We start from the raw sequence: 26,893 nt of genomic DNA, 5'->3' as shown, positions 1-26,893 counted from the left end.
CGGCGATACCGCATGTTATATTTAAATCATGCCTAGAATAAACACATCCGCAGCGCCAGCATGAGCGACATCCGCGCCATTCCCTCCGTCCCGATCCTCTCGCTCGGCGCCTTTGCCGGCCACGGCGCGACCCTGCCGGCGCTGGACGACGCGCCCGCGGTGCAGCCCGTCACGAGCGGCCGGATCGCGATCGGCATGGCGTTGCGCGCGCTCGGCGTCGGCCCCGGCGACAAGGTGCTGGTGCCGGCCTACCACAGCCCCTCGATGATCCCGCCGGTGCACTGGCGCGGGGCCGAGGTGGTGTTCTACCGGGTCCATCCCGACACCACGGCCGACCTGGACGACGTGGCAAGCAAGCTGGGCCCCGGCGTGAAGGCCGTCATGGTCACCCATTTCTTCGGCTTTCCGCAAGACCTGCGCGCCCTGCGCGCGCTGTGCGACTCTCACGCCGCCGGCCTGGTCGAGGATTGCGCCCACTGCTTCTTCGGCGAGCGCGATGGCGTCGCGGTCGGCGCCAGCGGCGACTACGCGATCGGCAGCAGCATGAAATTCTTCCCCATCTTCGAGGGCGGTTGCCTGGTGTCGCACCGCCACCGGCTGCCCGCGGCCCTGCATGGCGCCGGCGCCGGCTTCGAAGCCAAGGCCGCGCTGGGCGCGCTCGAAGCCAGTTTCGCCCAGGGCCGCCTGCCGCTCGTGCGCGCCGCGCTGGCCCTGCCGCTGGGCCTGAAGACGGCGCTGTGGAACCGGCTCAAGGCACGCAGCGCCAACCCCGGCGCCGGCGCGATCCCGGCGCTGGCCCCGGCCTCGTCTGACAGCAGCTTCGACTTCGATCCGCGCTGGGTCGACCGCCGCTCGTCGTGGTTCTCGCGCGCCGTCCTGCGGCGCGCCGGCCGCGCGCGCCTGGTCGGGGCGCGGCGCCGCAATTACCTGGAACTCGAACGCGCGCTGGCCGGTGCGCCCGGCTGGCAGCCGCTGTTCGCGGCGCTGCCCGCCGGCGCCTGCCCCTGGGTGTTCCCGCTGCTGGCCGACCGGCCGGACGCGCTGTTCGAACGCCTGCGCGCTGCCGGCGTGCCGATGGTGCGCTTCGGCGCCAGCCTGTGGCCCGGGGTCGACGCCACGGTCTGCCCCAACAGCGTGGCGCTCGGCCGGCGCCTGTTCGGCCTGCCCGTGCACCAGGCATTGCGCGCGCCGGAGCGCGCCTGGCTGGCCGCCACCGTGCGCCGCGCGCTGGAAGAGACGGCGGGAGCGGCGTCATGAACTGGCGCGTGGTCCCGGCAACCGAACTGGCGGCCCGTCCCGAGCACCTGGAACGCTGGCGCCGCCTGCACCGCGAGAGCGCCGGCTCGCCGCTGCTGGCGCCGGAATTCGTGCTCCCCCTGCTGGCCGTGTTCGGCACCGGACGGGAAGTGCTGGCCTGGCGCGAGCGCGATGGAGAAACCGACGCGATGGCGATCCTGGCGCCGTCGCGCCTGGGCGCCTGGAATACCTTCCAGCCGGCCCAGGCCCCGGTCGGCCTGTGGCTGCAGCGCGACGCCGGGGCGCCCGGCGCCGGCCTGCCCGGCCTGTTGCGCGCCCTGCCCGGCGCCGCCCTCACGCTCGGCCTGACCCAGTGCGATCCGATGCTGATGGCGCGTCCCGCGCACGGTGACGGCGGCTTGCGCAGCATGGACTATATCGAGACCGCCCGCGTCACCCTGCCGGCCAGTTTCGAGGACTACTGGAATACGCGCGGCAAGAACCTGCGCAGCAATCTGCGCAAGCAGCGCAAGCGCCTGCAGGACGACGGCGTGCCGACCCGGCTCCAGGCCAGCCGCGCGGCACACGAGATGGCGGCCGCGGTCGAGGACTACGGCCGCCTGGAAAGCGCGGGCTGGAAGGCGCAGGACGGCACCGCCGTCAGCGCCGGCAACGAGCAGGGCCGCTTCTACCGCGCCATGCTGGAAGCCTTCGCCGCCATCGATGCGGCTTGCGTCTACCGCTACTTCATCGGCGAACGGCTGGCGGCGATGGACTTGTGCGTAGAGGGCGGCGGCTGCATCGTGGTGCTCAAGACGGCCTACGACGAGGGTATCGGCAACGGCCTGTCGCCGGCGCTCCTGATGCGCGAGGAAGCCACGCGCGACATCATCGAAGCGCGCCGCTTCGAGCGCATCGAATTCTATGGGCGGGTGATGGAATGGCACTTGCGCTGGACCGGCGAGGTGCGCACCATGTACCACCTGAACGCCTATCGCTGGCCCTGGCTGGGCCGGCTGCACGCACGCGCCGCCGGGCGCTGATTTCAGCGCACCGCTTCGAGCGAGCGCGGCGCGACCCCGGCCTGGGGCGCCAGCGCCGCCCCCACCTGCGACAGGGCCAGGAACTGGCCGCCGATCTCGTCGCGGAACCAGGCGCAGTAATCGTGGATCGTGGAAATCAGGCGCTCGCGGTCGGCCGCGTCGCGCACATAGGGCGTGTGGCCAGGCACCAGCGAGGGGCTGTGGTAGGTCAGCGAGAACACTTCGCAGCCATCGGCGCGCAGCGCGCGCGTCAGGCGCCGCATCTCGGCGCCTGTGGCGACTTCGGGACTGAGGCGGATGCGCTCGAGCGCGCGGGTGCGCGCCAGCACACCGCCCATGCGCAGCACGCGTCCCGCCGGGCTGCGCGCCAGGTCGAACAGGCGCGACCCCATGCCGCGCAGCCAGCCGGCATAGCCGGTGGTCACCGGCAGCTCGAGCAGGCGCCGTCCGCCGGCCTCGAACCAGTAGGGATGCTCGTCGAAGGCGCGGAAATCGGGGGCGCCGTCGTCCTCGAAGCGGGTATAGGGCACCACGCTGGCGTCGATCTCGTAGCCCAGCGCGGCCACCGCCTCGGCGCTGTGCGGCCCCAGGCCGTAGCGGCCCGACTTGAAGGCGGTCGGGGCACGCCCGAAAGCGTTGCCGATGGCGTTGGTGAGCATGCGCAGCTTGGCCAGCTCCAGCTCGCGCGGCAGGTTGCCGGCATAGGAATTGAAGCGCGTGACCTGTTCTTCATAAGGCGGCGAGACCCAGGGGTGCAGTTGGGTGCCGATATCGCAGCGTCCTTCCTGCATCAGCCGGCGCAGGGTGGCGACGGCCTGCGGGGCGGTGGCCACCGGCCAGTCGACCATATAAGCCGGCACGATGCCGAAGCGGTCGAACACGCGCTCGTGCATCAGCGGCTGGGCCGCGACCGAGGCGGTATCGACGCTGGCGCGGTCGAATGGCCGGTCCCAGGCGAATTCTTCCTCGGTATCGACGATCACGATCAGGACCGGCGGCCGTCCGGCCGCCAGCCGGGCCGCTACATGGTTGGTTGTGCTTAGCATTGCATCATTTCCGCGAAGCCCGAGTGCGCCACATCGGCGCAGCACAACGGCCGGCACTGTGTCCTTGGATAAAGGGACCAGCCATGTCGCCAGTCCATTGATGTTGTCATCCTAGCACATTAAATAATTATTCAATGTCAACTTCGCAAGGATGCGTGCGCGCGCCCAAGGCATATTCAGCAAATCCGAAACATTGCCGGTGCACAAAAACGCGTTATTCGGCTCAAGTTCTGATTTTGACCCGTCACAAGTGTAAAAAAACCAAGAATATTGTAGCTTTTTTACGTCTTTCGGCAAAAATACGCTTGACTTTATTTGCGTAAATACTTTCAAGTTCGACATTTTCGTTGTTTTTGCGCAGAAAATCAGCAAAATCTGTTCAAAATTGGCCCATGGAAATGTTTGTCAGGGTAAAGTTCAGTTCCACACGGAAATTAATTCCACTGCGAAACGACACCCCAACTCCCATGACCCCTGACCAGATCACCCCGAGCCGCGCGGAACGTGGCAGCAATCACAGCGCCAAGCCGGCCCGCCTGACTGCACGCTGCACCTCCGTCATCGCCACCGCACTGAGCGCCGCCATGCTGAGCGCCTGCGGCGGCGGCGGTGGCGACGACCTCGCGCCCGACGCGGTGTCGTACACCGACTCCGGTACGTCGCTGGCCAAGACCACCACCGGCTTCACCCCGAAACCGACCACCCCGACCGTCCTCACGCCGGTGACCACGCCGGCCGCGATCGTCGCCGGCCCCACCTTGACCGATGTCGAGATCCAGAATACCGGCCTGGCCCAGACGAATGTGCCGTTTACCTTTGGCCAGGTAGTCGCGGCCGGCCAGATGGCGCCGACCGAAGGCCTTGCGGCCCGCCTGTCGAACGGCACCCTGCTACGCCTGCAGACCGATATCAAGGCGACCCACGCCGACGGCTCGGTGCGTCACGTGATCGTGTCCGGCATCCTGCCGACCCTGGCCGTCGGCCAGATCGAGAAGATCCAGCTGGTCAAATCGACCGCGTCCGAAAAAAGCAGGGTGACCCTCGAAGGCCTGGCCGCGAGCGGCCTGAGCGCGAACGTCGTCATCACCGCCGACGGCGTGCAGTACAACGCCTCCCTGGCCGATGCGCTGGCTTCCCCGAAGCCTGTCAGCTGGCTGTCGGGTTCGGTTGCCAACGAATGGATCGTGAGCACCCCGGTGAAGAACGGCGCCGGCGTCGTGCATCCCCTGCTGACGGCCAGTTTCGCCGTACGCTGGTATCCGGGCTTGTCGAAACAGGCACGGGTCGACGTCGTCGTCGAAAACACGAAGACCTTCAAGGCAGGCGCCCGCAACCTCGTATATGACGTGAGCGTCGATGTCGCCGGCCGCCGCATCTACACCAAGGCTGGCCTGACCCATTACCATCACGCGCGCTGGCACCAGAGCGCCTGGTGGGACGCTGCCCGCGCGCCACAGGCGCACGTGCGTCACAATACGTCCTACCTGATCGCATCAAAAGCGGTTTCTAACTACGACCAGAACGTCGTGCCGTCGGAAAGCATGCTGGCCGATCTGGGCAAGGGCATCACCACGGCCAACACCGGCCCGATGAAGATCGGTCCCGTCATGGCGGCCATGGGCACCACGGGCGGTCGCGCCGACATCGGCCCCCTGCCTTCCTGGTCAGTCGCTTATCTGCTGTCGAAGGACCAGCGCGCGCTGAACTCGATGATGGCCGCCGCCGATGGCGCCGCCAGCTGGTCGATCCACATGCGCGACGAGAACACCGGCAACCCGGTGCGCGCCGACAGCGCGGCCAACAAGAATATTTCGACCCACATGAATCTGGCAAACAAGGCTCCGCTGCCGGTGCCGCGTTGCGCCAATAACAACAAGCAGCTGTGCAGTACGCCGTATTCGCACGATACCGCCCACCAGCCGTCGATGGTCTACCTCCCGTATCTGCTGACCGGCGACTACTACTATCTCGAAGAACTGCTGTTCTGGGCGGCTGCGAATCCGCTGGAAACCGATCCAGGCAATTCCGGCTATGGCCAGGGCCTGGTGCGCTGGCAGCAGGTACGCGGCCAGGCCTGGTCGCTGCGCACGCTCGGCCATGCCGCCTACGTCACCCCGGACAGCCACCCGCTGAAAGACTATTTTGTCAAACAGGTCGACAACAACCTGAACTTCTATCACGCGACTTATGTGGTCGGCAATCCAAACCAGCTGGGGGTGTACGACGGCTCTGGCGCCAGTTCGTTCAAGGTGGCCGCTTCGGCCCCATGGCAGGACGACTTCCTGACCTGGAGCTTCGGCTACCTGACCGAACTCGGCTTCGAGAAGGCCCTGCCGATCCTCCAATGGAAGGCGAAGTACGCTGTCGGCCGCATGACCACGCCGGGTTTCTGCTGGATCCAGGCCTCGGCTTATCACCTGGAGTTCCGCCCAAGCGCCAAGGAACCGATCTTCAGCGACCTGACCGCCATGCACACCTATAACTTTGCCGGCGACAGCATTCTGAACGAAAGCAAGCGCCTGAAGCATCCGCAGGGCCTGAAGTATATCGACCAGCCTTGTGCAAGCGTCCAGCAGAGCGATTGGCTGCGCGTCGCGTCGAAGGGGCGCTGGTCTCCGGGCCGCATGTCGGGCTACTCCGATTCGACCATGGGCTACCCGTCCAATATGCAGCCGGCGCTGGCGGTTGCGGCGACTTCGGGCATCGCCAACGCGACCCAGGCCTGGACCGTTTTCAGCGGCCGCGCAGACAAGCCCGACTACAGCAAGGGCCCGCAATGGAACATCGTTCCACGCTGACCGCAGGCGGCATCCCGGCCGGCTTCGCCTGAAGCCAGCGTCCGGGAGCCGATCCGGGGCGGCGCCACCTGGCGGTGGCGCCGCTTTTTTTTACGCCGGGGACGCCGTTCGCCAGGCGCGCAGCCGGCAGCGCAGGCTGCGCAGGCCAAGGCCGGCCAGCGCCAGCGGCGCCGGTGCGCGGCGGCGCGCCGGGATGGTATAGAACAGCAATTCGGCCCAGACCCGGGTACATGCCTCGGCCCGCACTTCTTCACCGCGACGCAATCCGTTCTCGACCATGGCCTGGTACAGCGCCGGCTCGCTCGCCAGGCGCGCCAGCGCCTCCCCGGCCTCGCGCGCCGACGCCACTTCGATGTAATCCAGCGGCGAGCGGCGCAACTCGCGGTAGGCCTGCTCGGGACCGAGAATGGCCGGCACGCCGGCCAGCCAGGCATTGATCAACTTGCTGGCCGGCTTCTTGACGTGCAGGTGCGACACGTCCTTGCGCATCGCCAGCACCACGTCGGTATCGTGGTAGTCGTTCCAGCTGGTCTGGTAAGACGCGGCATTGCCGCCCCATGCCACCGCGTCGCAGCGCCATTCGATGCCCTGGCGCCGCAGGCCGTCGGCCCACTCGGGTGCGGCGAATTCCGGCGTCATCTCGCCCACCGTCCCCTTGAAGGACACCGTGCGCACGGTGTTGCCGCGCTGCGGATCGCGCGCCACCAGGCCTGGCTGCGGCCAGTGCTGGACGTGGAAGGCGCTGCCGCCGTGCGCGGACGCGGCGTTCTGCACGATCTCGACATCGGCATGCGGCTGGTGCGGACGGTCGGCGCGCGCCGCCACGATGGTCAGGGCCGCCCCCCAACGCCGCCGGCACAGCAGCACCGGCACATGGTCGGCATGGACCACCACCAGGCCCGCATCCGGCGCCAGCGCGCTGAGCGCCACCGGATACCCGGCCCGCTTCAGGCGCAGATAGGTTTGCCCGACCCATACCTGCACCCCGGTGCTGAAAAGGCGCCAGTCGCGGTCCGGATCGGCATCCTGCAACAAGCGTACTTGTTGCGGATCCGGCAAGAAAAATGTTACCTGCTGCTTACTCAATGGCGCTCCGTCAGGGATTTGGATGGCGGTATGCCGTCTTCAGGCATGAAGATAATGTCATCTGGCAAAAAATGCAGCACGGAACGCGTGCGCTGCACAATTCAGCATATAATAATCGCGCGCTATTGCAAGAAATGCAATAGTATCACGCCAGCGTCCGGCAAAGCTGCGACGCTTGCCGACATGCGGATACAGGAGTCAGTGAGGATGTCTTTAATTCAGAGGATCGTTCAGCGCCTGAAACGGGATTATTTCCGTTCCCGGCACACGAAGGCGACCCGGCAAATCTTGTCGACCCCTCCGGTCGAGCGCGGCAACCTGCCGTTCATGCTGCTGTCGATGGTCCATACCCGCGACGTTCTCGCCTACCTGGTCGCGCTCAAGTCCTTCGTCCGTTATGCGAACGCGGAACGGGTGGTCGTGGTGTGCGATCCCTCGATCACCGATGAGGACCGTGCCGTGCTGCGCCAGCACGTGCCGCACATCGAGCTGCACCACGCCGACGAATTCGTCCATCCCGACATTCCGCGCGGCGGCGTGTGGGAAAGGCTGTACGCGATCTCGGGCTTCGTGCGCGAAACCTATGTGGTCCAGCTCGACGCCGATACCGTCACGGTCCAGCCGATCCCCGAAATCGTGGAAGGCGTGCGCAACGGCACCGGTTTCGTGCTGGCCGACCTGCCCGACACCCCGCTGCGCCAGCTGCCGGCGGTGCGCGAGCACGCGCTGCGCGTGCTCAAGCCGGGCGCCCACATCCAGACCATTTCCGAGAGCGAGATGGTCAATGTCGGCCTGCCGCAGGACGCCCTGTACGTGCGCGGCTGCGCCGGCTTCACCGGCTTCCCGCATTCGGACACCATGCGCGACGCCATGCTGGACTTTTCGCGCCGCATGACCGCCAAGCTGGGCGAGGACTGGAAGCGCTGGGGCACCGAGCAGGTGACCTCGAACTACCTGGTGGCCAATGCCCGCGGCACCCGCACGCTGCCCTTCCCCAAGTATGGCACCCCCGATTGCGCCACCGCGGAAACGGCTTTCCTGCACTTCATCGGTTCGATGCGCTTCATTAACAGCAAGTATGAAGCCACCTCGCGCGACGTGATTCGCGCGCTCGACGCCGCGCCAGGGGCCGGCGCCACGCTCGCGCAGTCGACCACGGCGGGCTGACGCACCGACGCCCACCGCTGCGATGTCCGGCCCGTCCTCTTTTTCCGCGCCGCGCCTGTTCCGTCTGCTGGCGGCGGCGCTCGTGCTGACCAGCACCGCCGCGCTGGCGGCATCCCCTCTCGCTGAAGTCCGCCTCCAGAACCTGCGCTCCGACCAGGCCGACGTCCCCTTCACCTTCGGCCAGGTCTTCGCGCCGGGCGACCTGGGCAAGAACGAGCGCCTGGCGGCGCGCCTGCAAGACGGCGCCCTGCTGCCGCTACAGGTCGATGTCAAGGCCACTCATGCGGACGGCTCGGTGCGCCATGCGGTCCTCTCCGGCGTCCTGCCACGTCTCGGCGCGCGCGCAAACGCCGACCTCGACCTGGTGAAGGAGCAAGCGCCGCAGCCGCGCGCCGCCGACGTCACCGTCAAGCGCCTGCTCGCCGACGGCCTGACGGCCAGCGTCACGCTCACGATCGATGGCGTGACCTACCGCGCCACCCTGGCCGAGGCGGCCGCCGGCGCCAGGGGCGAGAAGAACACCGGCGCCTGGCTCGACGGCCCGCTGGCGCGCGAGTGGCGCGGCCTGGCGCCATTCAAGGCGCAGGGCGGCGCCGCCCATCCGCTGCTGGACGCGCGCTTTGCCGTACGCTGGTATCCCGGCCTGGAACGACAGGCACGGGTCGAGGTCGTCGTCGAGAACACCAGGACCTTCCAGGCCGGCGCGCGCAACCTCGACTACGACGTCGAGGTCGAGGTGGGCGGACGCACCGTGTATGCCAGGGAAGGACTGCGCCATTACCATCACGCGCGCTGGCGCCAGCTGGCCTGGTGGAACGAGACGCGCGCCCCGGAACTGCACATCCGCCCCGACAGCGCCTACCTGATCGCCTCGCGCGCCGTGCCCAACTACGACCAGGGCATCAAGCCGAGCGAACGTTCGCTGGCTGACCAGGCTTCCCGGCTCGGCTCCGGAAAAACCGGCCCGATGACGATCGGACCCGTCAACCGCTACATGCCGGCGACCGGTGGGCGCGACGATATCGGACCTTTACCGGGCTGGTCGGTGCAATACCTGCTGTCGGCGGACTTGCGCGCGCGCGCCAGCATGATCGCGGCCGCCGAGGGTTCGGGCAGTTGGTCGATCCACCTGCGCGATGAACGCACCGGATACCCGCTGCGCACCGACACACCGGCCAATCGCCTCGTCTCCACCCACATGAACCTGGCAAACAGGCCGCCGCTGCCGGTGCCGCGCTGCGCCGGCAAGGGCTTGTGCGACACGCCCTACAAGCACGACACCTCGCATCAGCCTTCGCTCGCCTACCTGCCCTACCTGCTTACCGGCGACTATTACTACCTGGAAGAGCTGCACTTCTGGGCCGCCAGCAATCCGCTCGAAACCGATCCGGGCAATTCGGGTCGCGGGCAGGGCCTGGTGCGCTGGCAGCAGGTACGCGGCCAGGCATGGTCGCTGCGCACGCTCGGCCACGCCGCCTACATCACCCCCGACGCCCATCCGCTGAAAGGGTATTTCGCCAAGCAGCTCGACAATAACCTGGCCTTCTACCATGCGACGTATGTGGTGGGCAATCCGAATCGCCTGGGCGTGTACGACAGTTCGGGCGCCAGTTCGTTCAAGGTGAAGGCATCGGCGCCATGGCAGGACGACTTCCTTACCTGGAGCTTCGGGTATCTCGCAGAACTCGGCTTCGACAAGGCGCTGCCCATCTTGCGCTGGAAAGCGAAGTATGCGGTCGGGCGCATGACGACGCCCGGTTTCTGCTGGATCCAGGCCTCGGCCTATCATCTCGAATTCCGCCCTGGGCCGAAGGAGCCGCTGTTCGACGACCTGGCCACCATGTACCAGTTTAATTTTGGCGGCGACAGCATTCTCAACGAAAGCAAGAAGCTGAAGCATCCGCAGGGCCTGAAATATATCGACCAGCCCTGCGCGAGCCGCGAGCAGAGCGACTGGCTGCGCACGGCCAGCAAGGGACGCTGGTCGCCCGGCCGGATGTCGGGCTATTCGGACTCGCCGCTGGGCTATCCGGCCAATATGCAGCCCGCGCTGGCGGTAGCGGCGACGTCCGGCATTCCACATGCCGCAGAGGCCTGGAAACGCTTCGACGCACGGGCCGACAAGCCGGACTACAGCAAGATGCCCGTATGGGCCATCGTTCCCCGAAACAAAACGCAGGACGACTGAGTCGCCATGTGGGCAATCACTGGCAGGCACACTCAGTTTTCATGTAAGAAATGTATCGTGCGACCCTGAGGAAATAGGGATGCAGCATATAATATTGTGCATTACAGCAATCGATCGCATGCCGCCAGGCGTGCATGCCGCAGATATTCGTCCATGAAGAATCCGATCCGAGTTCGCACTGCAGACAGCCATCCGTGCCTTGCCCGGCCTGGCGCGCCCATCGTCGCGCCGGGGCCGTGCGCCTGAAGCGCCATCGCCGTCATCGACAGTCCTGACAACCATGGCAAACCTGCGACGATCGCTGTTCATCACCTTCTGTTCCTCGACCGGGGCGACGGTGCTCAAGTTCATCGTCAGCGTCCTGCTCGCGCGCATCCTGAGTCCGAGCGAGATCGGCGTCTTTTCGATGACCGTGGTGTTCGTCAATTTCGCCCATGTGTTCCGCGATTTCGGCGTCAACCAATACATCCAGCGCGAGAACGATCTCACTCCCGAGAAACTCCAATCGGCGGCTGGCGTACTGTTTTCCTCGTCCTGGCTGATCGCCCTGTGCCTGTATCTCGCCAGTGGCCCGATCGGCGCCGCGTTCGACGAGCCTCAGATGGTGCCGGTCATGCAGGTGCTGGCCCTCGGATTCGTGTTCATTCCTTTCGGCTCGATCACCAATGCCATGCTCTCGCGCAAATTCGAAGCGCAGAAGCAGGCCTACGTAACGGCAGCGGGCACCCTGAGTTATTGCGCCAGTTGCCTGGTGCTGGCCAAGCTCGGATTCGGCAGCATGAGCCTGGCGTGGGCCAACCTGATCAATATTCTCGTGAGTATCGTGGCCCTGGCTCCCTTCCGGCCACGCACTATGCCATGGCTGCCCGCGTTCACCCACTGGCGCGGCATCGTCAATTTCGGCGCGGGTTCTCTCATTTCGAATACGTCTGTGGCGATCAATAATGCGATTCCCGACATCCTGCTCGGCAAGCTCGGCTCGGCAAGCCAGGTCGGCCTGCTCAGCCGCGCCAATTCCACCGTCCAGATTTTCATCCACATCGCCGGCTCGACCATGACCTACGGCGCCGTTTCCTACATGGCGCAGATCTTCCACCGCGGCGAATCGCTGGCGCCGGTGCTGACCCGCGCCACCGTCCTGCTGACCGGGGTCGGCTGGACCGCGCTGGGATTGACGGCGGTGCTCGGGCACGACATCGTCCTGGCGCTGTACGGCCCGACCTGGCTCGAGGCGGTGCCCGCCATCCTGCCGCTGACGCTTGCGGCCGCCTCGGTAATGACGTTCCAGTATGTCAGCTTCGCGCTGACCGCGATTGGGCGCCCTTACATGAGCGCGGTGTTCGTGCTCGCCATCCTGTTCGCGCGCATCGGGTTCGGGGTATGGATGTACGATGGTTCGCTGGTGCGCTTCGCATGGTCGCTGTGCCTGGCAACGGTGCTGACCATGCCGCTGCGCGCCTACATCCAGCGTCATTATTTCGACCTCGGCATCGGCCGCCTGCTGCGCGCCCTGCTTCCGAGCGCGGTGGTGGCGCTGGGCACCAGCGGCGCCGCCATGCTGCTGGCGATGGCGCTGCCGTCCTCGCTGGCGCCGCTGCTGCGCCTGCTCGCCATGGCGCCGGTCATCGCCGTCGCCTGGTACCTGCTGCTGCGCCTGACGCGCCATGAACTGGTGGGCGAGGTGCACCGCCTGGCGGCCCCGATCAAGACCCGGCTGGCGCTGCTGCGCCCCAATCCGTGAATGGAATTCGCATGATCCTCGACCAAATCAAGACCATCCTCACCGACGTCCTCAGCCTGGGCGATGCCGGCCGCCAGCTGAGCGCCGACTCGCCCCTGCTGGGCGCGCTGCCCGAACTCGACTCGATGGCGGTGATCAGCCTGATCGCCGCCCTCGAGGAACATTTCGACATCGCGATCGACGACGACGACATCAGCGCCAGCACCTTCTCCACCCTGGGCAGCCTGGCCGCTTTCGTGGACGACAAGCGCGGCGCATGAAGGCCGCCGCCGGCGCGCCGGCCGAACCCTTCTTCCTGAAGGCGGACGGCGGGCAGCGCTTCTGCCTATATCACCCGCCGGCCGGCCCGGCGCGCGGGGCGCTGCTGTACGTGCATCCCTTCGCCGAAGAGCTGAACCGCGCGCGCCGCATGGCGGCGCTGCAGGCGCGCGCCTTCGCCGCGGCCGGCCACGCCGTGCTGCAGATCGACCTGGCCGGCTGCGGCGACAGCAGCGGCGACTTCGGCGACGCGCGCTGGGAACTGTGGAAGGCCGACCTGGCCCAGGCCGCGGCCTGGCTGCGCGAGCGAACCGACGCGCCGCTGCGGCTGTGGGGCCTGCGCCTGGGCGCCCTGCTGGCGCTCGACTACGCGCGCACGGCGGCGCACCCGGTGGCCGGCATGCTGCTGTGGCAGCCGGTGCTCAAGGGCTCCACCTACCTGACCCAGTTCCTGCGTCTGCGCCTGGCCGGCGCGCTGCTGGCCGATGGCGACGCCGGCGGCGGCACGGCGCAATTGCGTGCGGCGCTGCTGGCCGGCGAAGCGCTCGAGATTGCCGGCTACGACCTCGATCCCCACCTGGCGCGCGCGCTCGATGCGCTCGACCCGCTGGACGCCTTCCGCCCGGCCTGCCCGGTCGACTGGATCGAGGCGGTCACCCAGGCCGGCGCCGAGCCGTCCCCCGGCGCCGCGCGCGCCGCCGCCGCCTGGTGCGACGCCGGTGTCGACCTGCGCCTGCACCCGGTCCACAGCGCGCCGTTCTGGACCACCACCGAGATCACCGAGAATGCGGCCTGGCTGGAGACCGGCACGGCCGCGCTGGAGGCAAGACTGCATGGGCATTGAAGGCGTGGAGATCAGGCATATGGAAGCCGCTACCGATCCGGACCGGCCCCCGGAAGAACGGGCGCTCGCCTTCGACTGCGGCGGCGAGCGGCTGTACGGCATCCTGAGCCTGCCGGGTCATGCCGCATCCGGCGCGCGCGGCGTGCTGGTGGTCGTCGGCGGCCCGCAGTACCGGGCCGGCAGCCACCGCCAGTTCACCCTGCTGGCGCGCGACCTGGCGCAGGACGGCGTGCCGGTGCTGCGTTTCGACTACCGCGGCATGGGCGACAGCGAGGGCACGATCCGCCCGTTCGACGACGTCGAGGACGACCTGCGCGCCGCGATCGACGCCTTCATGGCGGCCTCGCCCGGCCTGCGCGAAGTGGTGCTGTGGGGCCTGTGCGACGCCGCTTCGGCGATCGGCATGTATGCGGCGCGCGACCCGCGCGTGACCGGACTGGTGCTGCTCAATCCCTGGGTGCGCACCGAGGACGGCCTGGCGCGCGCCACCCTGCGCCATTACTACCGGGCGCGCCTGCGCGACCCGGCCTTCTGGAAACAGCTGCTGCGCGGGGGCCTCGACTGGCGCCGTTCGCTGGCGTCATTGGTGGCGCTGCTGCGCAAGGCCAGGGGCGGGCCCGCGCCTGCCACCGCCGCCGCCACCGCTTCGCTGCCGGAACGGATGCGCGCCGGCCTGCAGGATTTTCGCGGGCAGGTATTGCTGGTGATCGCCGGCGCCGACCTGACCGCGCGCGAATTCTGCGACCTGGCCGACGCCGACCGCGCCTGGAAAGGCGTGCTGGCCCCGCCGCGCGTGACGCGGCGCCAGATCGACGACGCCGACCATACCTTCTCGCGCCGCGCCTGGCGCGACCAGGTCGCGCGCTGGACCGCCGAGTGGCTGCGCTCCTGGTAAATCCTCAGCGGCGCAGGCAGGCGCCGAAATCCTCGAAGGCGCCGTAAGCCTTCGCCTGGCCACGCGCGGCGCCGCACAAGTCGACGCCGTCCTGGCGCGGCATGGCGCGTGCCGGCGCCCTGTCGTGCCAAAGGAAATCGCCGCTGGCCGGCGCCGCGAACAGGGCGCGCACCGGATGCAGTCCCGCGTACGAGCGCCACAAGGCCGCGTCGCGGTTATCGCCCAGGCGCAGCAGGCCGCCGTCGCGGCTGCGGATCGGACCGTCGACCAGGTTGCCGTCGATCCGTGCGCTGCTGGTGGCGAAGCGCACGTCGATGCCGGCGGTGTCGACCAGGGTGTTGTCCTCGATCCGGGAATCGGCCGCGCTATTGAGATAAATACCGACGTCGGAACAGCCGACGACCAGGTTGGCGCGCACGACACCGCGCTCTTGTTCCGTAATGCAGCGGCCGTCGCGGCAATACGGCTTGCCGGTGCCGCCTCCCCCCAGCGACAGCCCGACGCGCTGGCCCGGCTGGCCAGCCAGCGCCTGCTCGCACCACACCAGGTTGCGCTCGAACAGATTGCCGCTGCCGCCGCCCTTGGCGAAGGCGCCGTAGCTGATCCGGTCGCCGCCCGCCTTGACGAAGTCGCGGATGATGTTGCCGCGCACGGTCCAGTCGCTGGCCGCGACCAGGTCGATCGGGGTCACCGGTTTGCGCGTCGCGCGCGGCGCCGGATTGGACAGGGTGTTCGCCTCGATCAGGCCATGGTCGGGAAAGCGTCCGGCGGCGCCGTTGATCTTGAAGTGGGCGTTGAAGCCTTGCAGGGTGTTGTTGACGGCCGCGAAGTGGCTGGCCGCGCCGGTCACCTGGAAGGCGTGCTCGCAGTCGTCGTGGGCGGCGCAGGCGCCGTCGATGGCGAGGTTCTCGAAGCGCCAGTGCGGGGCGTTGACCCGGATCGCGACCGGCACGTTCGACAGCAAGGTCACCGTGCCCGGCCGCGCGGCGCGCAGCACGACCGGCGCCTGCGCGCTGCCGGGCCGGCTGGCTTCCAGCGCACGGTGTTCGATGCGATAGCTGCCTGGCGCCAGCGTGATCGTCGTGCCCGGCGTGGCCGCGGCCATGGCGGCGCGCAGGGCGCCGACGTCGCCGACCGCGGCATCATCGGAACCGGCGGCTCCGGCCGGCTGCGGCTGGGCGCCCAGCGTCAGGGCCGCCAGGTCGGGCGCGGGAGCGCCGCCCGCTGCGCCGCGGTCCAGCGCCAGCAGGCTGCGGCTGGCGAACTGGCCGGCGCCGACGATGACGGCGTTGTGGCCGCTGCTGCGCTTTTCGATGTAGGGCGCCAGGGTGCGCGGCATCACGCCGGCACGCTCGGCCGCGAACAGCCCCGCCGCCACGCCGCAGCCGGCCAGCAGGGTCGCCGCCAGCGCCAGACGCGCGCCACGCTTCATGGGAAGCACTTCATAGGAAGCACTTCATGCGCTGCTCTTGATGCCGTGCCGGTTCATCAGGTCATACAGGGTCGGACGGCTCACGCCCAGCATCTCGGAAGCCTTGACGATATTGCCGTCCACCCGCGCTAGCGCGCGCACGATGGCCGCGTGTTCGGCCTCGTCGCGCACCTGGCGCAAATTCAGCGGTTGCTCGACCTGCGCGCCATCGCCGGGCAGGCCCAGGTCGTCGGCCACGATGGTCGGGCCGTCGGCCATGATCACGGCGCGCTTGACGCAGTTTTCCATCTCGCGCACATTGCCCGGCCACTGGTAGCCCTCGATGGCGGCGATCGCGTCGGGCGCGAAGTGCAGGGTCGGGCGCGATTCCTGGGCGCAGAACTTGTTCTTGAAATGGTGGGCCAGCAGGGCCGCATCGCCCTGGCGCGCGCGCAGCGGCGGGATCGTGACCACGATCTCCGACAGGCGGTAGTACAGGTCTTCGCGGAAGCGCCCGGTGCTGCACAATTCCTTGAGCTTTTGGTGGGTCGCGCACACGATGCGCACGTCGACCGGGATTTCCTCGTGGCCGCCGATGCGCTCGATCACGCGCTCCTGCAGGAAGCGCAGCAGCTTGGCCTGCAGCGCCATCGGCAGGTCGCCCACTTCGTCGAGGAAGAACGTGCCGCCGTTGGCCAGTTCGACCTTGCCCTTGGTCTGCTTGGCGGCGCCGGTGAAGGCGCCCTTCTCGTAGCCGAACAGTTCGCTCTCGAGCAGGTTCTCGGGAATCGCGGCGCAGTTGATCGCCACGAAGCGCTCCTTGGCGCGCGGCGACAGCGCGTGCAGCGCGCGCGCCAGCACTTCCTTGCCGGTGCCCGATTCGCCCAGGATCATCACCGAGGCCGAGGTCGGGGCCACCTTCTCGATGTTGCGGCACACCTTGAGCATGCCGGCGTCGCGGCTGATCACGCCCGCCATCGGCGAATCGGCCTGGTTCGACTGCATGCGGCGGTTTTCCATCTGCAGGTTGTGCAAAAAGAACGCGCGCTGGATCACCAGGTTCAGCACCTCGGGCTCGCACGGCTTCTGGTGGAAGTCGTAGGCGCCCATGGCGATCGCCTTGACCGCGTTGGCGCGCTCCTGGTTGCCGGTCAGGACGATCACGCGGGTGTCCGGCGCCAGCGCCAGGATCTGCTCCAGCGTGGCCAGGCCTTCGGTCGAACCGTCCGGATCGGGCGGCAGCCCGAGGTCCATGGTGACCACCGCCGGCTCGTGGCGGCGGATCTGCGCCAGCGCGCTTTCGCGGTCGCCGGCGACGACCACGTCATACGCATCGAAGCTCCAGCGCAGCTGCTTCTGCAGGCCGGGGTCGTCTTCGATGATCAACAGTTTCGGTTTGTTTTGGGTCACGGCTATTCCTCAGTTCACGCTGCGCGATCGATGGCGCCGGCGGCAATGCCGGCGCCGGCCTCATGGTACAACGGCAGGGTGACGGTAAAAGTGGTTCCGACCGAGGGCGTGCTGGTCAAGTCCAGCGCGCCGCCCAGTTCAGTGATGTATTCGCGGCTCTCGAACACGCCGATGCCCATGCCGGCCGGCTTGGTCGACTCGAACGGCTTGAACAGGCGCTCGCGAATGAATTTCTCGGTCATGCCGGCGCCGGTGTCGGCCACCGTGATCGCGACCCGGTTGCCCTGGCGGCGGATGCTGACGTTCACTTGGCCGCTCTTGGGCGTGGCCTCGATCGCGTTCTGGATCAGGTGGCCCAGCACGCGCTCGAGCCGTTCGCGGTCGGCCAGCACCATCAGGCCCTGCTGCTCGACCTGCAGCGACGGATGCGGCTCGAGGGCGCTCTTGAGCGCGATCGCCTGGCGCACCACGGCCTCGACCGACAGGGCGCGCGGCCGCGCCGGGGCGTCGTTGCGGCTCAGTTTCTGCAGCATCGACGTCATCTTCTGGATCGAATGGTCGACCGTATCGAGCATGTCGCGCTGGAACTCCGGATTGTCGCGGTGCTTTTCGGCGTTGGCGTTCATCAGGGACAGCTGGGACACCAGGTTCTTGAGGTCGTGCACCACGAAGGTCGACATGCGGTTGAACGAATCGAACTGGCGCGCCACCATCAACTCGTTGGCGGCGTCCTGCTGCGCCAGGTAGCTGGCGGCCTGGCTGCCCGCGATCTCGAGCAGGTCGAACACTTCCCAGTTCAGGGCCACCGTGCTGCGCGCGTCCTGCAGCACCACGAAGCCGAACAGTTTCGAGTGCATGATCAGGGGCACCACCAGCCAGCCGCGCGGGAATGCCTTGAGCCATTCCGGCAGTTCGAGGTCGCCGTACTTCTCGGGCAGGGCCTTGTATTCGTGCAGGTCGATCACCCACTGGGTGGTTTCCAGGAAGCGGCAGAACTTCGAATCGGCCGGCTCGACGGCGCTGCTGGAAGCCTGCCAGCCGGCCGCCGGGCGATAGGCGCCGGCGCCGCCGCTGTCGGGTTCCCCGTCGCGGCGCTGCCACAGCACCCCGCCCGGGCTTTCGACCAGGGCGCCGACCGCCTCGATCGCGCGTTCGCCGATATTGGCGCTGTGCTCGGACAGGGTGCGCGTGAAGCGCATCCATTCCTCGCGGTAGTCGTAGCCGTAGCTGTAGAAATGCTTGCTGATGAAAACCTTGAGCCAGGCGCGGAAGGTGCCCGAGAACAGGGTCCCGGCCAGCACCAGCAGCGCGCCGCACAGGAACACCACCTGCATCACGCCGCCCCAGCTGCCGCCGAAGTAGCGCAGGTAATAGCCGGCGAAGCCCATCGCCATCAGGTACAGCGCGGAGCCGAACAGCGCGGTCGAATGGAACATCACGCGCCGCGACAGCGCCAGCGCATTGGCGCGTGAGGCGCCGCGCTTGATCGCGGTGCCGATCAGCGGCATGGCCAGGGCGTTGACGATGCCGCGCGCGGCCCAGGTGTCCTGGTGCATCTCGTGGAACAGCATCGCCTGGCTGTACATGTAGAAGTCGTAGGCGAACATGGCGCCGATGCCGAGGCAGGCGAACTTGATGGCCCAGCGCTCCTGCACCGTCTTGTTGCGGTACACCTGCTCGACCAGCAGCATGCCCAGCACCGCCTGGCACACGCGCGCCGTCACGTTCGGCAGCAGGCCGTCGAAGTTGAGCATCAGGTCGGTGCGCAGCAACGCCGTCGCCAGCAGCAGGCCCAGGTAGACCATGCCGCCCACGAATACCGGGGTGCGCAGGCCGAACGGCCAGCGGCTGCCCGGATCGCGGTAGTTGCCCAGCAAGAGGAGCAGCACGACGCACCAGGCGCCGCTGCGCAGGATCTCGAGCTTGTCGGTCCAGACCGACCACAGCCCGAGGCCGGACGCGGCTTCCAGGGCCAGGGCGCCGGACCAGAGCGCGGTGAGCGCGCAGGCGATCGCGACCGGCGCGACGTGGCTGCGGCCGCGCCAGATCGTCAGCAGGAGACCGATCAGCAGGAAGAAACCGACGGCGGCGACGCTATAGCTGTAGACGGCAATGCTGGTCAACGTGCGCCATCCATGAGAACGTGCATTGAAAAAATCCGGGTAAGGAGGCCACACCGATGCCTGGCCCCGGGACCACCCGGGGCACGGCCGTCAGCGCCCGCTGCGGAACAGCACGACCTTGAGCGTATTGATCAGGACCAGCACGTCGAGGAACAGGCTGTTGTTCTTGACGTAATACAGGTCGTACTGCAGCTTTTGCAGCGCATCCTCGGCCGAGGAACCGTAGCCGTAACGCACCTGGGCCCAGCCGGTGATGCCCGGCTTGATGCTATGACGTACATTGTAATACGGCACCACCTCGATCAGCTGCTCCACGAAATAAGCACGCTCGGGCCGCGGACCGACGAAGGACATCTCGCCCTTGAGCACATTGAACACCTGGGGCAGTTCGTCGATGCGGGTCTTGCGCATGAAATTGCCGACGCGGGTGACGCGCGGATCGTTCTGGGCCGCCCACTGCGGCTTGCCGCCTTTTTCGGCATCGGTGCGCATGCTGCGGAATTTGTGCACCCGGAAGATCTTGCCGTCCTTGCCGACCCGTTCCTGCGAATAGAACACGGGGCCGCGGTCTTCCAGCCACACGGCGATCGCCGCGGCCAGCATGATCGGCAGGGTCATGACCATGATCAGGGTGCTGCACACCAGATCGAAACCGCGCTTCATGAAAGTGCGGATGAAGCTCTGGTCGAAGCCGCCGCCGAACACCAGCCAGCTCGGCTGAAGCGAATCGACCCGGATCTGGCAGGTTTCGCGTTCGAAGAAGGTGGCGGCGTCGGTGACCTTGAGGCCCTGCAGTTTGCAGTCCAGCAGTTCCTTGATGGGGAAGCTGCCGCGCCGGTTCTGTACCGAGACCACGATTTCCTGCACGCCGTACTGCTTGGCGACCTTGACCAGCGAATCGCCGTCGCGCACCTTGAGCAGGTCGCCGGCAGGCACGCAGACCTCTTCGCTGGCGACCGGAATGAAGCCGGCGATATTGTAGCGGTGGTAGCTGGTCTTCTTCTGCGCCAGTTCGCTGCACTCCTTGGCCAGCGGACCGCTGCCCAGGAACATGATGCGCGACTGCATCAGGCGCAGCTCGGACGTCTTGAAGAAGATGATGCGCGCCGTAAAGATGCCGACCGCCGCCAGGCCGAACACCAGCAGCAGGATGCCGCGGCCGAAATACAGGTCGGGGGCGATATAGAACACCAGGGTCAGGATCAGGAAGCCCATCAGGAAGGCGGGCATCAGCTTCATCAGGAAGGGATGGCGCAGGCCTTCGTCGAAATCGAGCTGGTACATCCCCATGGCGCTCATGCTGAAGCTCACTGCCACCGCGAAGGCGATTGCCGAGGCCATGAAGTGATCGAGCTGCAAGGCCGTCGCCGGCGCGCCGACATCAAGAAAACGCATGGCGGCGCCCGCATAGGCGGCCCCAAGCAGGATCAATATCTCTACGAACAGCAGGACGAATACGATCTTCGACACATAGTGATTAGAGATCCGAAACATTTTATTCCCCAGAATTTATTATTGCTTCACTGCTTGCTGAGTTGGCAAAACGACCACAAGGCATCGGCTGCATCGACAGCAGCGCGCGCATGGTCTCATACAATAGCTATAACGTGTCGCGCTCGCCAGGACGTGTTGTATTGACGACAATCGCCGACCTCGTCCGCCTCCTGGTTAATAAATTTTCCTACGCGACATTATCAATATAGCAAAGATTGAGATTTGTTTCTTTATCGCTAGATCTGCCGTGCGCGGGGTAGAAAAAATTTCCCACAGGGCAACAGCCCTGTCATCATGTTTCCCCACGCCGCTTGTCGCTGATCATGTGCTCGCCATAGTAGGTCAGCGCTGTGTAATGTCGATGACTTGTCGCCTGTACAAGCAAATCCAGACAACCATTGCTTAACCATGCATTTTATATATCACAAGCATGGTAGTTTTTTGCTATATTTTTAACAGTAAATATAGCATGGAAACACAAGCAGACTCAACGATGGTTCACTGCCGCGTCAGGTCAATGCAACACGGGTAAGACAGACTGTTGCAAAGCTCACCTGCGCTTAGGGAAAGAAATTTTAGCATTGACTCAACAGTATGCAGCGCAACGATGGATATCGTGCGCTATTGTTTTAAAGCTAATATTGATTTATAGCAAGTGTGCGCCTCAGAGTTTCGCCCCGGCGGCCTGGGGCGCATCCACCACCGGCATGGCGCCGGCCGCCGGTGCCGGCTGCCGCGCGCGTCGTCCTGCGCCTATGAGCAGAGGGAACAGCCGCGGCATCAGGACGTTGGCGATACGGTAGACGGCGACCAGGATGGCCGTCACCAGCACCGGCGCCATGACCCAGTACAAGGGATAGGGCAAGGCGCTGCCATAGCGGCTGTACAGGAGCCAGGTCAGCAACAGCACCGGGGCGTGCGCCAGGAACATGAAGAAGCTGTACTTGCTCATGCCGACCAGCCAGGGCCCGAGCCGGCTCGCCGCCAGCCAGGCGGTAGCCGGCCAGATCAGGAACGGAGCGACCAGGCGCAGATAGGTCGTGTTCGCGACACGGAAATGCACGATGGCGGCGCAGGCGAGCAAAAACAACAGGAAGCACGGCACTGCGTATCGGTCGAGCAGGCGCAGGTTCCAGCCGCGCACGGCGGCCATGCCGCCCACATAGAACAGCACCGCCATCACGTCGCGCAGCACCAGCACGCCATCGTAGTTTTTGAAGAACACCACCGACACCAGCACCAGGCCCGGCCAGGCGTAATTGCGCAGTAACCAGCCGAATGCCGGCGCGAGCAGGATGAGCACCAGCAGGTCGCGCAGGAAGTTCAATGGGTAATTCACGGGCGACGCCGTCAGGCCGAAGGCGGCGTTGAGCCAGGCCATCGGTTCAAAAGGCCACAGTTGCGCGGACATCTCGACACCGGCAAACAGTTGCGCTCCGAGCGCCAGGGGCAGCAGCGGCAGGTTGAAGCACAGGAAGGGCAGCAGGATGGTGCGCGCCTTCTTGCTGAACAGGCGGGCCGGCGCACGATCGAGGGCGGCGCCGAACAGCAGGAATCCCGAAATGACGGTCAGCACCGGGACGGTGGCGCGGAACACGGCGAGCTGGAAAAAGGCCTTGGTGGCATCGAACCAGCCATTGCCGATCTCGGCCATGGGCACGTACTGCGGTGTATGCAGCATGATGACGCCGAAGATCATGACGAACCGCAGAAGTGCGATACGGTCGCGAAGGCCATGGTCGAGGGTCATGGAAGGTCCTTTTCAAGAGTGCGGAACATGCGCGGGAAAGTCGTCGCGCATGGCACGAGAAACTGCCGAATCGAGCCTGCCGGCAATGAAGGGCCTGCCAACTCCCACTTACCTTAAAGTCAACACTGATCAATGTCAATTGTGCGCGTGCGTCATTACACAAAAGTGTCGAATGCGCGGTATGAGCGGCGAGCACGGACGCGAGACCGCGACATGCTGGCGCATGCGGGACGTTCGGAAGGAGAAAGGAAAACGATGGCAATGATGCCGGAATGGCGCGGCTGGCTGGGATCGAACCAGCGACCCTTGGCTTCGGAGGCCTTGGGTGCATTTGGAAAAAGTGGCTTGGTTTACCGTAACTCCTTGAATCACATCATATTCCATCTGGGCAGTATCGGGCAAGTCGGGGAAGGATTGGGAAGAAATTCCGACGATTTTTCCCAAAATTTTTCCCGCGACGATGACGTTACTTACCCCGGCCCGGAACCACCGCTGGGTACTAGGGACACGGTTTGGTTAGCCTTTTAATAAAGTCTACTTGCCGGAGGAAGCACCCCGCAGTAGCGTTGTGCGAGCCGCTTCGGACTGCAGCTTCCAGCATGCCGCTCGTCGTTTACAGCGGAAGCGTACTAATGGGGCCAACCCTGGTTGTGGTGACTCACTGGTTGAAAGTGTCCTAGTAGGACACTTTTCACCAGGGTTAAGGAGCCGAAAGGCTCGCCAACCGCAAAAGTGTCCTATTAGGACACTTTTGCATCGGGTTGACCTGCCGTTGCACGTTTGGCTTCAATCGGCACTTATGTGACTGTTCACATTGCGAAACGTAAATACTTGGCCGGCACGTGCGCGATAGCCAAACCCCGTTCCCTACCTGGTGAAACTCAAACCCGTCGCGGACCAGAGGACGGGTCTCGATGGTTATGATGACCGGAGCGCCTCTGGGACCGCCCACAGCCTCTGCGGTCTCTTGGGTGGCAGACAGGTGGACGTCACGGCGAGACCCGGGAATGGCGTAGCAACTCCGAATACATTGCCCTTCGTCGGAATTGCTTCTAGGCCCACCGTGGGCCTTTCTCAAGTGTTACGATGATTGTTTTCGCTGCACAACATTGAACAGGTAGCAAATGAACCATCAGGCCCTTTCGTCCTTCATCTGGTCTGTCGCTGACCTTCTTCGCGGCGATTACAAGCAGTCCGAATACGGCCGCGTCATCCTACCCTTCACCGTGCTGCGTCGCCTTGACTGCGTGCTGGAGGCGACCAAGACAGCTGTACTAGCAGAGTTCGATACCAAAACCAAGGCTGGGCTGAATCCAGAACCATTCCTGTTGCGGAAGGCAGGACTGAGCTTCTATAACACCTCCCCCCTAGATTTAGTAACGCTGCTAGGTGACCAGGACCACATCCGTCAAAACCTCTACGCGTACGTCCAGGGGTTCTCTCCGGCGGCGCGCGACATTTTCGAGCGCTTCGACTTTTACACGCAGGTAGAGCGCCTGGCCAAGGCCAACCTGCTGTACCTCGTTACTGAGAAGTTCGCCAACATCGACCTCCATCCCGAGGTTGTGGACAACAACAGTATGGGCCTCGTGTTCGAGGAGCTGATTCGTAAGTTCGCCGAAATCTCCAACGAAACAGCCGGTGAGCACTTCACTCCGCGTGAAGTCATCCGCCTGATGGTGAACCTGCTCTTCATTGAAGATGACGACGTGCTCACCCCAGGCAGCGCTGTAGTGCGCACTATTTACGACCCCACGGCTGGCACTGGCGGCATGCTGTCGATTGCTGGCGAATACCTGCTGGAGCACAACCCGCAGGCGCGTCTGACTATGTTTGGCCAGGAGCTTAACGACGAATCCTATGCCATCTGCAAGGCTGACATGCTCATCAAGGGTCAGCCAGTAGAGAACATCATCGCCGGCAACACACTTAGTGACGACGGTCACGCCGGACGAAAGTTCGACTACATGCTGTCCAACCCGCCCTTCGGCGTGGAATGGAAGAAGGTCGAAAAGGTGGTGCGCCAAGAGCATGAGAGCAAGGGCTTCGACGGCCGGTTCGGTCCAGGCCTGCCGCGCGTCACCGACGGTTCCATGCTGTTTCTGATGCACCTGCTTTCGAAGATGGCGCCTGTCGTGAACGGCGAGGGGGGAAGCCGCTTCGGCATCGTGCTAAATGGTTCACCGCTGTTTACGGGTGGCGCCGGCAGCGGCGAGAGCGAAATCCGCCGATATGTGCTCGAAAATGACTTAGTGGAAGCCATTGTCGGTCTGCCCACTGATATGTTCTACAACACAGGCATCGCAACATATGTCTGGATTTTATCCAACAAGAAGCCGAACGACCGCAAGGGCCAAGTGCAGCTCATCGACGCGAGTGGTTACTGGCAGAAGATGCGTAAGAGCTTAGGCAGCAAGCGCAAGCAGATGAGCGATGCGCACATCGTCACGGTCACGCGTCTCTTCGGTGATTTCATTGAAGCTGAACTCGTCACCGTTTTTGATGCCGAAGGCACCGCACTTCTAGAGCCGCAGCTCGTTACCGGCACTGACAACATGCCGGTCGCACCAGAAGGCGGCAGGCTTAACCGTTTACCTATTTCGCGAATTTTCCGCAACGAGGAGTTTGGCTATACCACCATAACGGTCGAGCGCCCGATGAAAGACGAGGCAGGGAATACGGTCGTGGGGGTTAAGGGCAAGCAAAAGGGCAAGCCCCAGCCCGACGCAGCACTGCGTGACACCGAGAACGTGCCACTAACCGAAAACATACAGGCCTATTTTGAGCGTGAGGTGCTGCCTCATGCGGCCGATGCCTGGATTGACAAGGAGAAGAACAAAGTCGGTTACGAGATTCCATTCAATCGCCACTTCTACGTATTCGAACAGCCCCGCAGTTTGCATGTCATCGACGATGAGCTGAAAACCGTCACAGCCAACATCATGAAGATGTTAGAGGAGTTGGCCGAATGACCGTACGGAAGTATCAAAAGTATAAAGAAAGCGGCAGTCCCTGGCTCCCACGTGTACCTGAGCAGTGGAATGTTTCCCCATTGCTGAGCGTCGCAAACGAGCGCACCGAGTCCAATATTGGGATGCTAGAAAACAATCTTCTTTCGCTAAGCTATGGGCGAATCGTCCGAAAAGACATCGACTCCAACAATGGCTTGCTTCCCGAATCTTTCGAGACCTATCAAATCGTCCGGCCCGGCGATATTGTTCTGCGGCTGACCGACCTCCAAAACGACAAGCGCAGCCTTCGGAGCGCCATCGTTCAAGAGCAAGGCATTATCACTTCCGCCTACTTGGCGCTACAGCCACGAGGAATCGAGCCTAGATTTCTCGCGTATCTACTGCGAGCCTATGACCTGACGAAGGTCTTCTATTCTATGGGCGGCGGCCTTCGACAATCAATGAAATATGCCGACTTGAAGCGCATGCCGGTAGTGCTGCCTTCGAAGATTGAACAAACCGCCATTGCCGCGTTCCTTGACCGCGAAACCGCCAAAATCGACACGCTGATTGCCGAGCAAAAAAAGCTCATTGTCCTGCTGGATGAAAAACGTCTGACTACAATCTCGCACGTCGTGACAAGAGGTCTGAACCCTAATACCCCGATGAACAATGCCGGCGTGACCTGGCTGGGCGAAGTGCCGGCGCATTGGAAAATAATGCAGCTTCGACACCTTGCGGACGTCCTACGCGGCAGATTCAGCCACCGGCCGCGGAATGACCCCGCATTCTATGACGGTGACTTTCCCTTCGTGCAGACCGGCGACATTACTAGCGCCGGCCGTTATATCCAAAATTTCAAGCAGACCCTCAATGAGCGCGGGGCAGCCGTAAGCAAGGAATTTCCTGCAGGCACACTCGTAATGGCCATCGCCGCAAACATCGGTGACGTTGCAATATTGGACTTCCCGGCCTATTTTCCTGACAGCATCGTGGGCATGGTGCCGAAATCCGACATCGAGCTTCAATTCTTATACTACATGCTAATCGCGATGAAGCCGCCAATGTTGCAGACGGCCACGGTCAGCACGCAGATGAATTTAAACGTGGACCAAATCACTTCGCTTTATGCTGTATGCCCACCAATCCCAGAGCAGAAAAAAATATACGAATTTCTTAATGCTGAACTAGCAAAGATTGAGACGCTGGCGACTACTGCTGAGCAGGGTATCGCGCTGCTTCAAGAGCGGCGCTGTGCCCTCATCTCCGCGGCTGTCACCGGCCAAATCGACGTCCGTGACGCGTTGGAGGAGGCCACAGCTGAGCCATTGGGCACCGGTGACGAAGGGCTGTGCGTGCACGCCCCTGCCGACTTGACGCAGGCTCAGGCACTCCTGGAGCGCAACTACGCCGAAAACTGACCCAGCATGCGTACGAAAGAATGAATTGGGG

Annotated in this window: 20 protein-coding genes; 12 read left to right on the top strand and 8 right to left on the bottom strand. The window is 64.7% G+C overall.

Annotated features, from left to right (window positions below; translation table 11 throughout):
• Positions 1-60: 60 nt before the first annotated feature.
• Together ABIB42_RS09575 and ABIB42_RS09570 are read left to right on the top strand one after the other, a co-directional pair.
• Positions 61-1,257 (top strand): aminotransferase class I/II-fold pyridoxal phosphate-dependent enzyme, encoded by a 1,197-nt coding sequence (locus ABIB42_RS09575; RefSeq protein ID WP_005663883.1) that lies wholly within the window; start codon positions 61-63, stop codon positions 1,255-1,257.
• Positions 1,254-2,279, top strand: a complete 1,026-nt coding sequence (locus tag ABIB42_RS09570; protein ID WP_005663886.1) for a GNAT family N-acetyltransferase — start codon at positions 1,254-1,256, stop codon at positions 2,277-2,279. The genes ABIB42_RS09575 and ABIB42_RS09570 overlap by 4 nt, the downstream gene beginning before the upstream one ends.
• A gap of 2 nt (positions 2,280-2,281) precedes the next feature.
• Here ABIB42_RS09570 and ABIB42_RS09565 read toward each other — a convergent pair whose 3' ends face one another.
• On the bottom strand, positions 2,282-3,325 hold the full coding sequence (locus tag ABIB42_RS09565; protein ID WP_005663888.1) for a polysaccharide deacetylase family protein: 1,044 nt from the start codon (positions 3,323-3,325) through the stop codon (positions 2,282-2,284).
• A gap of 467 nt (positions 3,326-3,792) precedes the next feature.
• Between ABIB42_RS09565 and ABIB42_RS09560 the strand changes: the two genes are divergently transcribed.
• On the top strand, positions 3,793-6,123 hold the full coding sequence (locus ABIB42_RS09560; protein WP_219861979.1) for a hypothetical protein: 2,331 nt from the start codon (positions 3,793-3,795) through the stop codon (positions 6,121-6,123).
• Between the two features lie 90 nt (positions 6,124-6,213).
• Here the strand turns inward: ABIB42_RS09560 and ABIB42_RS09555 are convergent, their stop codons facing one another.
• A complete protein-coding gene (locus ABIB42_RS09555; RefSeq protein WP_157225420.1) occupies positions 6,214-7,158 on the bottom strand; it encodes a hypothetical protein in 945 nt (314 codons plus the stop codon).
• 339 nt (positions 7,159-7,497) lie between these two features.
• On the opposite strand from ABIB42_RS09555, the gene ABIB42_RS09550 reads away from it, so the two are divergent.
• From ABIB42_RS09550 to ABIB42_RS09525, 6 genes are all read left to right on the top strand, one after another.
• Positions 7,498-8,376 (top strand): glycosyltransferase family A protein, encoded by an 879-nt coding sequence (locus ABIB42_RS09550; protein ID WP_040774951.1) that lies wholly within the window; start codon positions 7,498-7,500, stop codon positions 8,374-8,376.
• 22 nt (positions 8,377-8,398) lie between these two features.
• Positions 8,399-10,564, top strand: a complete 2,166-nt coding sequence (locus ABIB42_RS09545; protein WP_005663896.1) for a glycosyl hydrolase family 79 C-terminal domain-containing protein — start codon at positions 8,399-8,401, stop codon at positions 10,562-10,564.
• Positions 10,565-10,844: 280 nt separating this feature from the next.
• Entirely contained in the window at positions 10,845-12,305 is a 1,461-nt protein-coding gene (locus ABIB42_RS09540; protein ID WP_005663898.1) for an oligosaccharide flippase family protein, read from the top strand.
• 11 nt (positions 12,306-12,316) lie between these two features.
• Positions 12,317-12,565, top strand: coding sequence for an acyl carrier protein (locus tag ABIB42_RS09535; protein ID WP_005663900.1), 249 nt, complete (start codon positions 12,317-12,319; stop codon positions 12,563-12,565).
• Positions 12,562-13,407, top strand: a complete 846-nt coding sequence (locus tag ABIB42_RS09530) for a hydrolase 2, exosortase A system-associated (RefSeq protein WP_005663902.1) — start codon at positions 12,562-12,564, stop codon at positions 13,405-13,407. Before ABIB42_RS09535 ends, ABIB42_RS09530 begins: the two co-directional genes overlap by 4 nt.
• Before the next feature lie 19 nt (positions 13,408-13,426).
• Positions 13,427-14,302, top strand: a complete 876-nt coding sequence (locus ABIB42_RS09525) for a hydrolase 1, exosortase A system-associated (RefSeq protein WP_040775560.1) — start codon at positions 13,427-13,429, stop codon at positions 14,300-14,302.
• 4 nt (positions 14,303-14,306) lie between these two features.
• Here ABIB42_RS09525 and ABIB42_RS09520 read toward each other — a convergent pair whose 3' ends face one another.
• From ABIB42_RS09520 to ABIB42_RS09500, 5 genes are all read right to left on the bottom strand, one after another.
• On the bottom strand, positions 14,307-15,734 hold the full coding sequence (locus ABIB42_RS09520; RefSeq protein ID WP_219861976.1) for a NosD domain-containing protein: 1,428 nt from the start codon (positions 15,732-15,734) through the stop codon (positions 14,307-14,309).
• Positions 15,735-15,758: 24 nt separating this feature from the next.
• Positions 15,759-17,123, bottom strand: a complete 1,365-nt coding sequence (prsR, locus tag ABIB42_RS09515) for a PEP-CTERM-box response regulator transcription factor (RefSeq protein WP_219861975.1) — start codon at positions 17,121-17,123, stop codon at positions 15,759-15,761.
• A gap of 14 nt (positions 17,124-17,137) precedes the next feature.
• On the bottom strand, positions 17,138-19,246 hold the full coding sequence (gene prsK / locus ABIB42_RS09510; RefSeq protein WP_005663911.1) for an XrtA/PEP-CTERM system histidine kinase PrsK: 2,109 nt from the start codon (positions 19,244-19,246) through the stop codon (positions 17,138-17,140).
• Between the two features lie 90 nt (positions 19,247-19,336).
• Positions 19,337-20,740, bottom strand: a complete 1,404-nt coding sequence (locus ABIB42_RS09505; RefSeq protein ID WP_005663912.1) for a TIGR03013 family XrtA/PEP-CTERM system glycosyltransferase — start codon at positions 20,738-20,740, stop codon at positions 19,337-19,339.
• A gap of 664 nt (positions 20,741-21,404) precedes the next feature.
• Positions 21,405-22,490: an acyltransferase family protein gene (locus ABIB42_RS09500; protein WP_005663913.1), complete on the bottom strand. Its 1,086-nt coding sequence runs from the start codon at positions 22,488-22,490 to the stop codon at positions 21,405-21,407.
• 213 nt (positions 22,491-22,703) lie between these two features.
• Here ABIB42_RS09500 and ABIB42_RS09495 point away from each other — a divergent pair, with 213 nt between their 5' ends.
• The gene (locus ABIB42_RS09495) at positions 22,704-23,018 is read left to right on the top strand and encodes a hypothetical protein (protein ID WP_429248267.1); all 315 of its coding nucleotides are present in this window, start codon (positions 22,704-22,706) and stop codon (positions 23,016-23,018) included.
• A 172-nt stretch (positions 23,019-23,190) separates the two neighbouring features.
• Here the strand turns inward: ABIB42_RS09495 and ABIB42_RS09490 are convergent, their stop codons facing one another.
• Entirely contained in the window at positions 23,191-23,568 is a 378-nt protein-coding gene (locus ABIB42_RS09490) for an RNA 2'-phosphotransferase (RefSeq protein ID WP_429248266.1), read from the bottom strand.
• A gap of 46 nt (positions 23,569-23,614) precedes the next feature.
• On the opposite strand from ABIB42_RS09490, the gene ABIB42_RS09485 reads away from it, so the two are divergent.
• Both ABIB42_RS09485 and ABIB42_RS09480 read left to right on the top strand, forming a co-directional pair.
• Entirely contained in the window at positions 23,615-25,462 is a 1,848-nt protein-coding gene (locus ABIB42_RS09485) for a type I restriction-modification system subunit M (RefSeq protein ID WP_429248265.1), read from the top strand.
• Complete coding sequence (locus tag ABIB42_RS09480) at positions 25,459-26,862, top strand: restriction endonuclease subunit S (protein ID WP_429248264.1); 1,404 nt, start codon at positions 25,459-25,461, stop codon at positions 26,860-26,862. Before ABIB42_RS09485 ends, ABIB42_RS09480 begins: the two co-directional genes overlap by 4 nt.
• Positions 26,863-26,893: the final 31 nt, after the last annotated feature.

Origin of the sequence: Massilia sp. UYP32 (assembly GCF_050434365.1) — a bacterium.
Lineage (GTDB): Bacteria > Pseudomonadota > Gammaproteobacteria > Burkholderiales > Burkholderiaceae_D > Telluria > Telluria timonae.
This window is presented reverse-complemented; position numbering and strand designations above follow the sequence as displayed.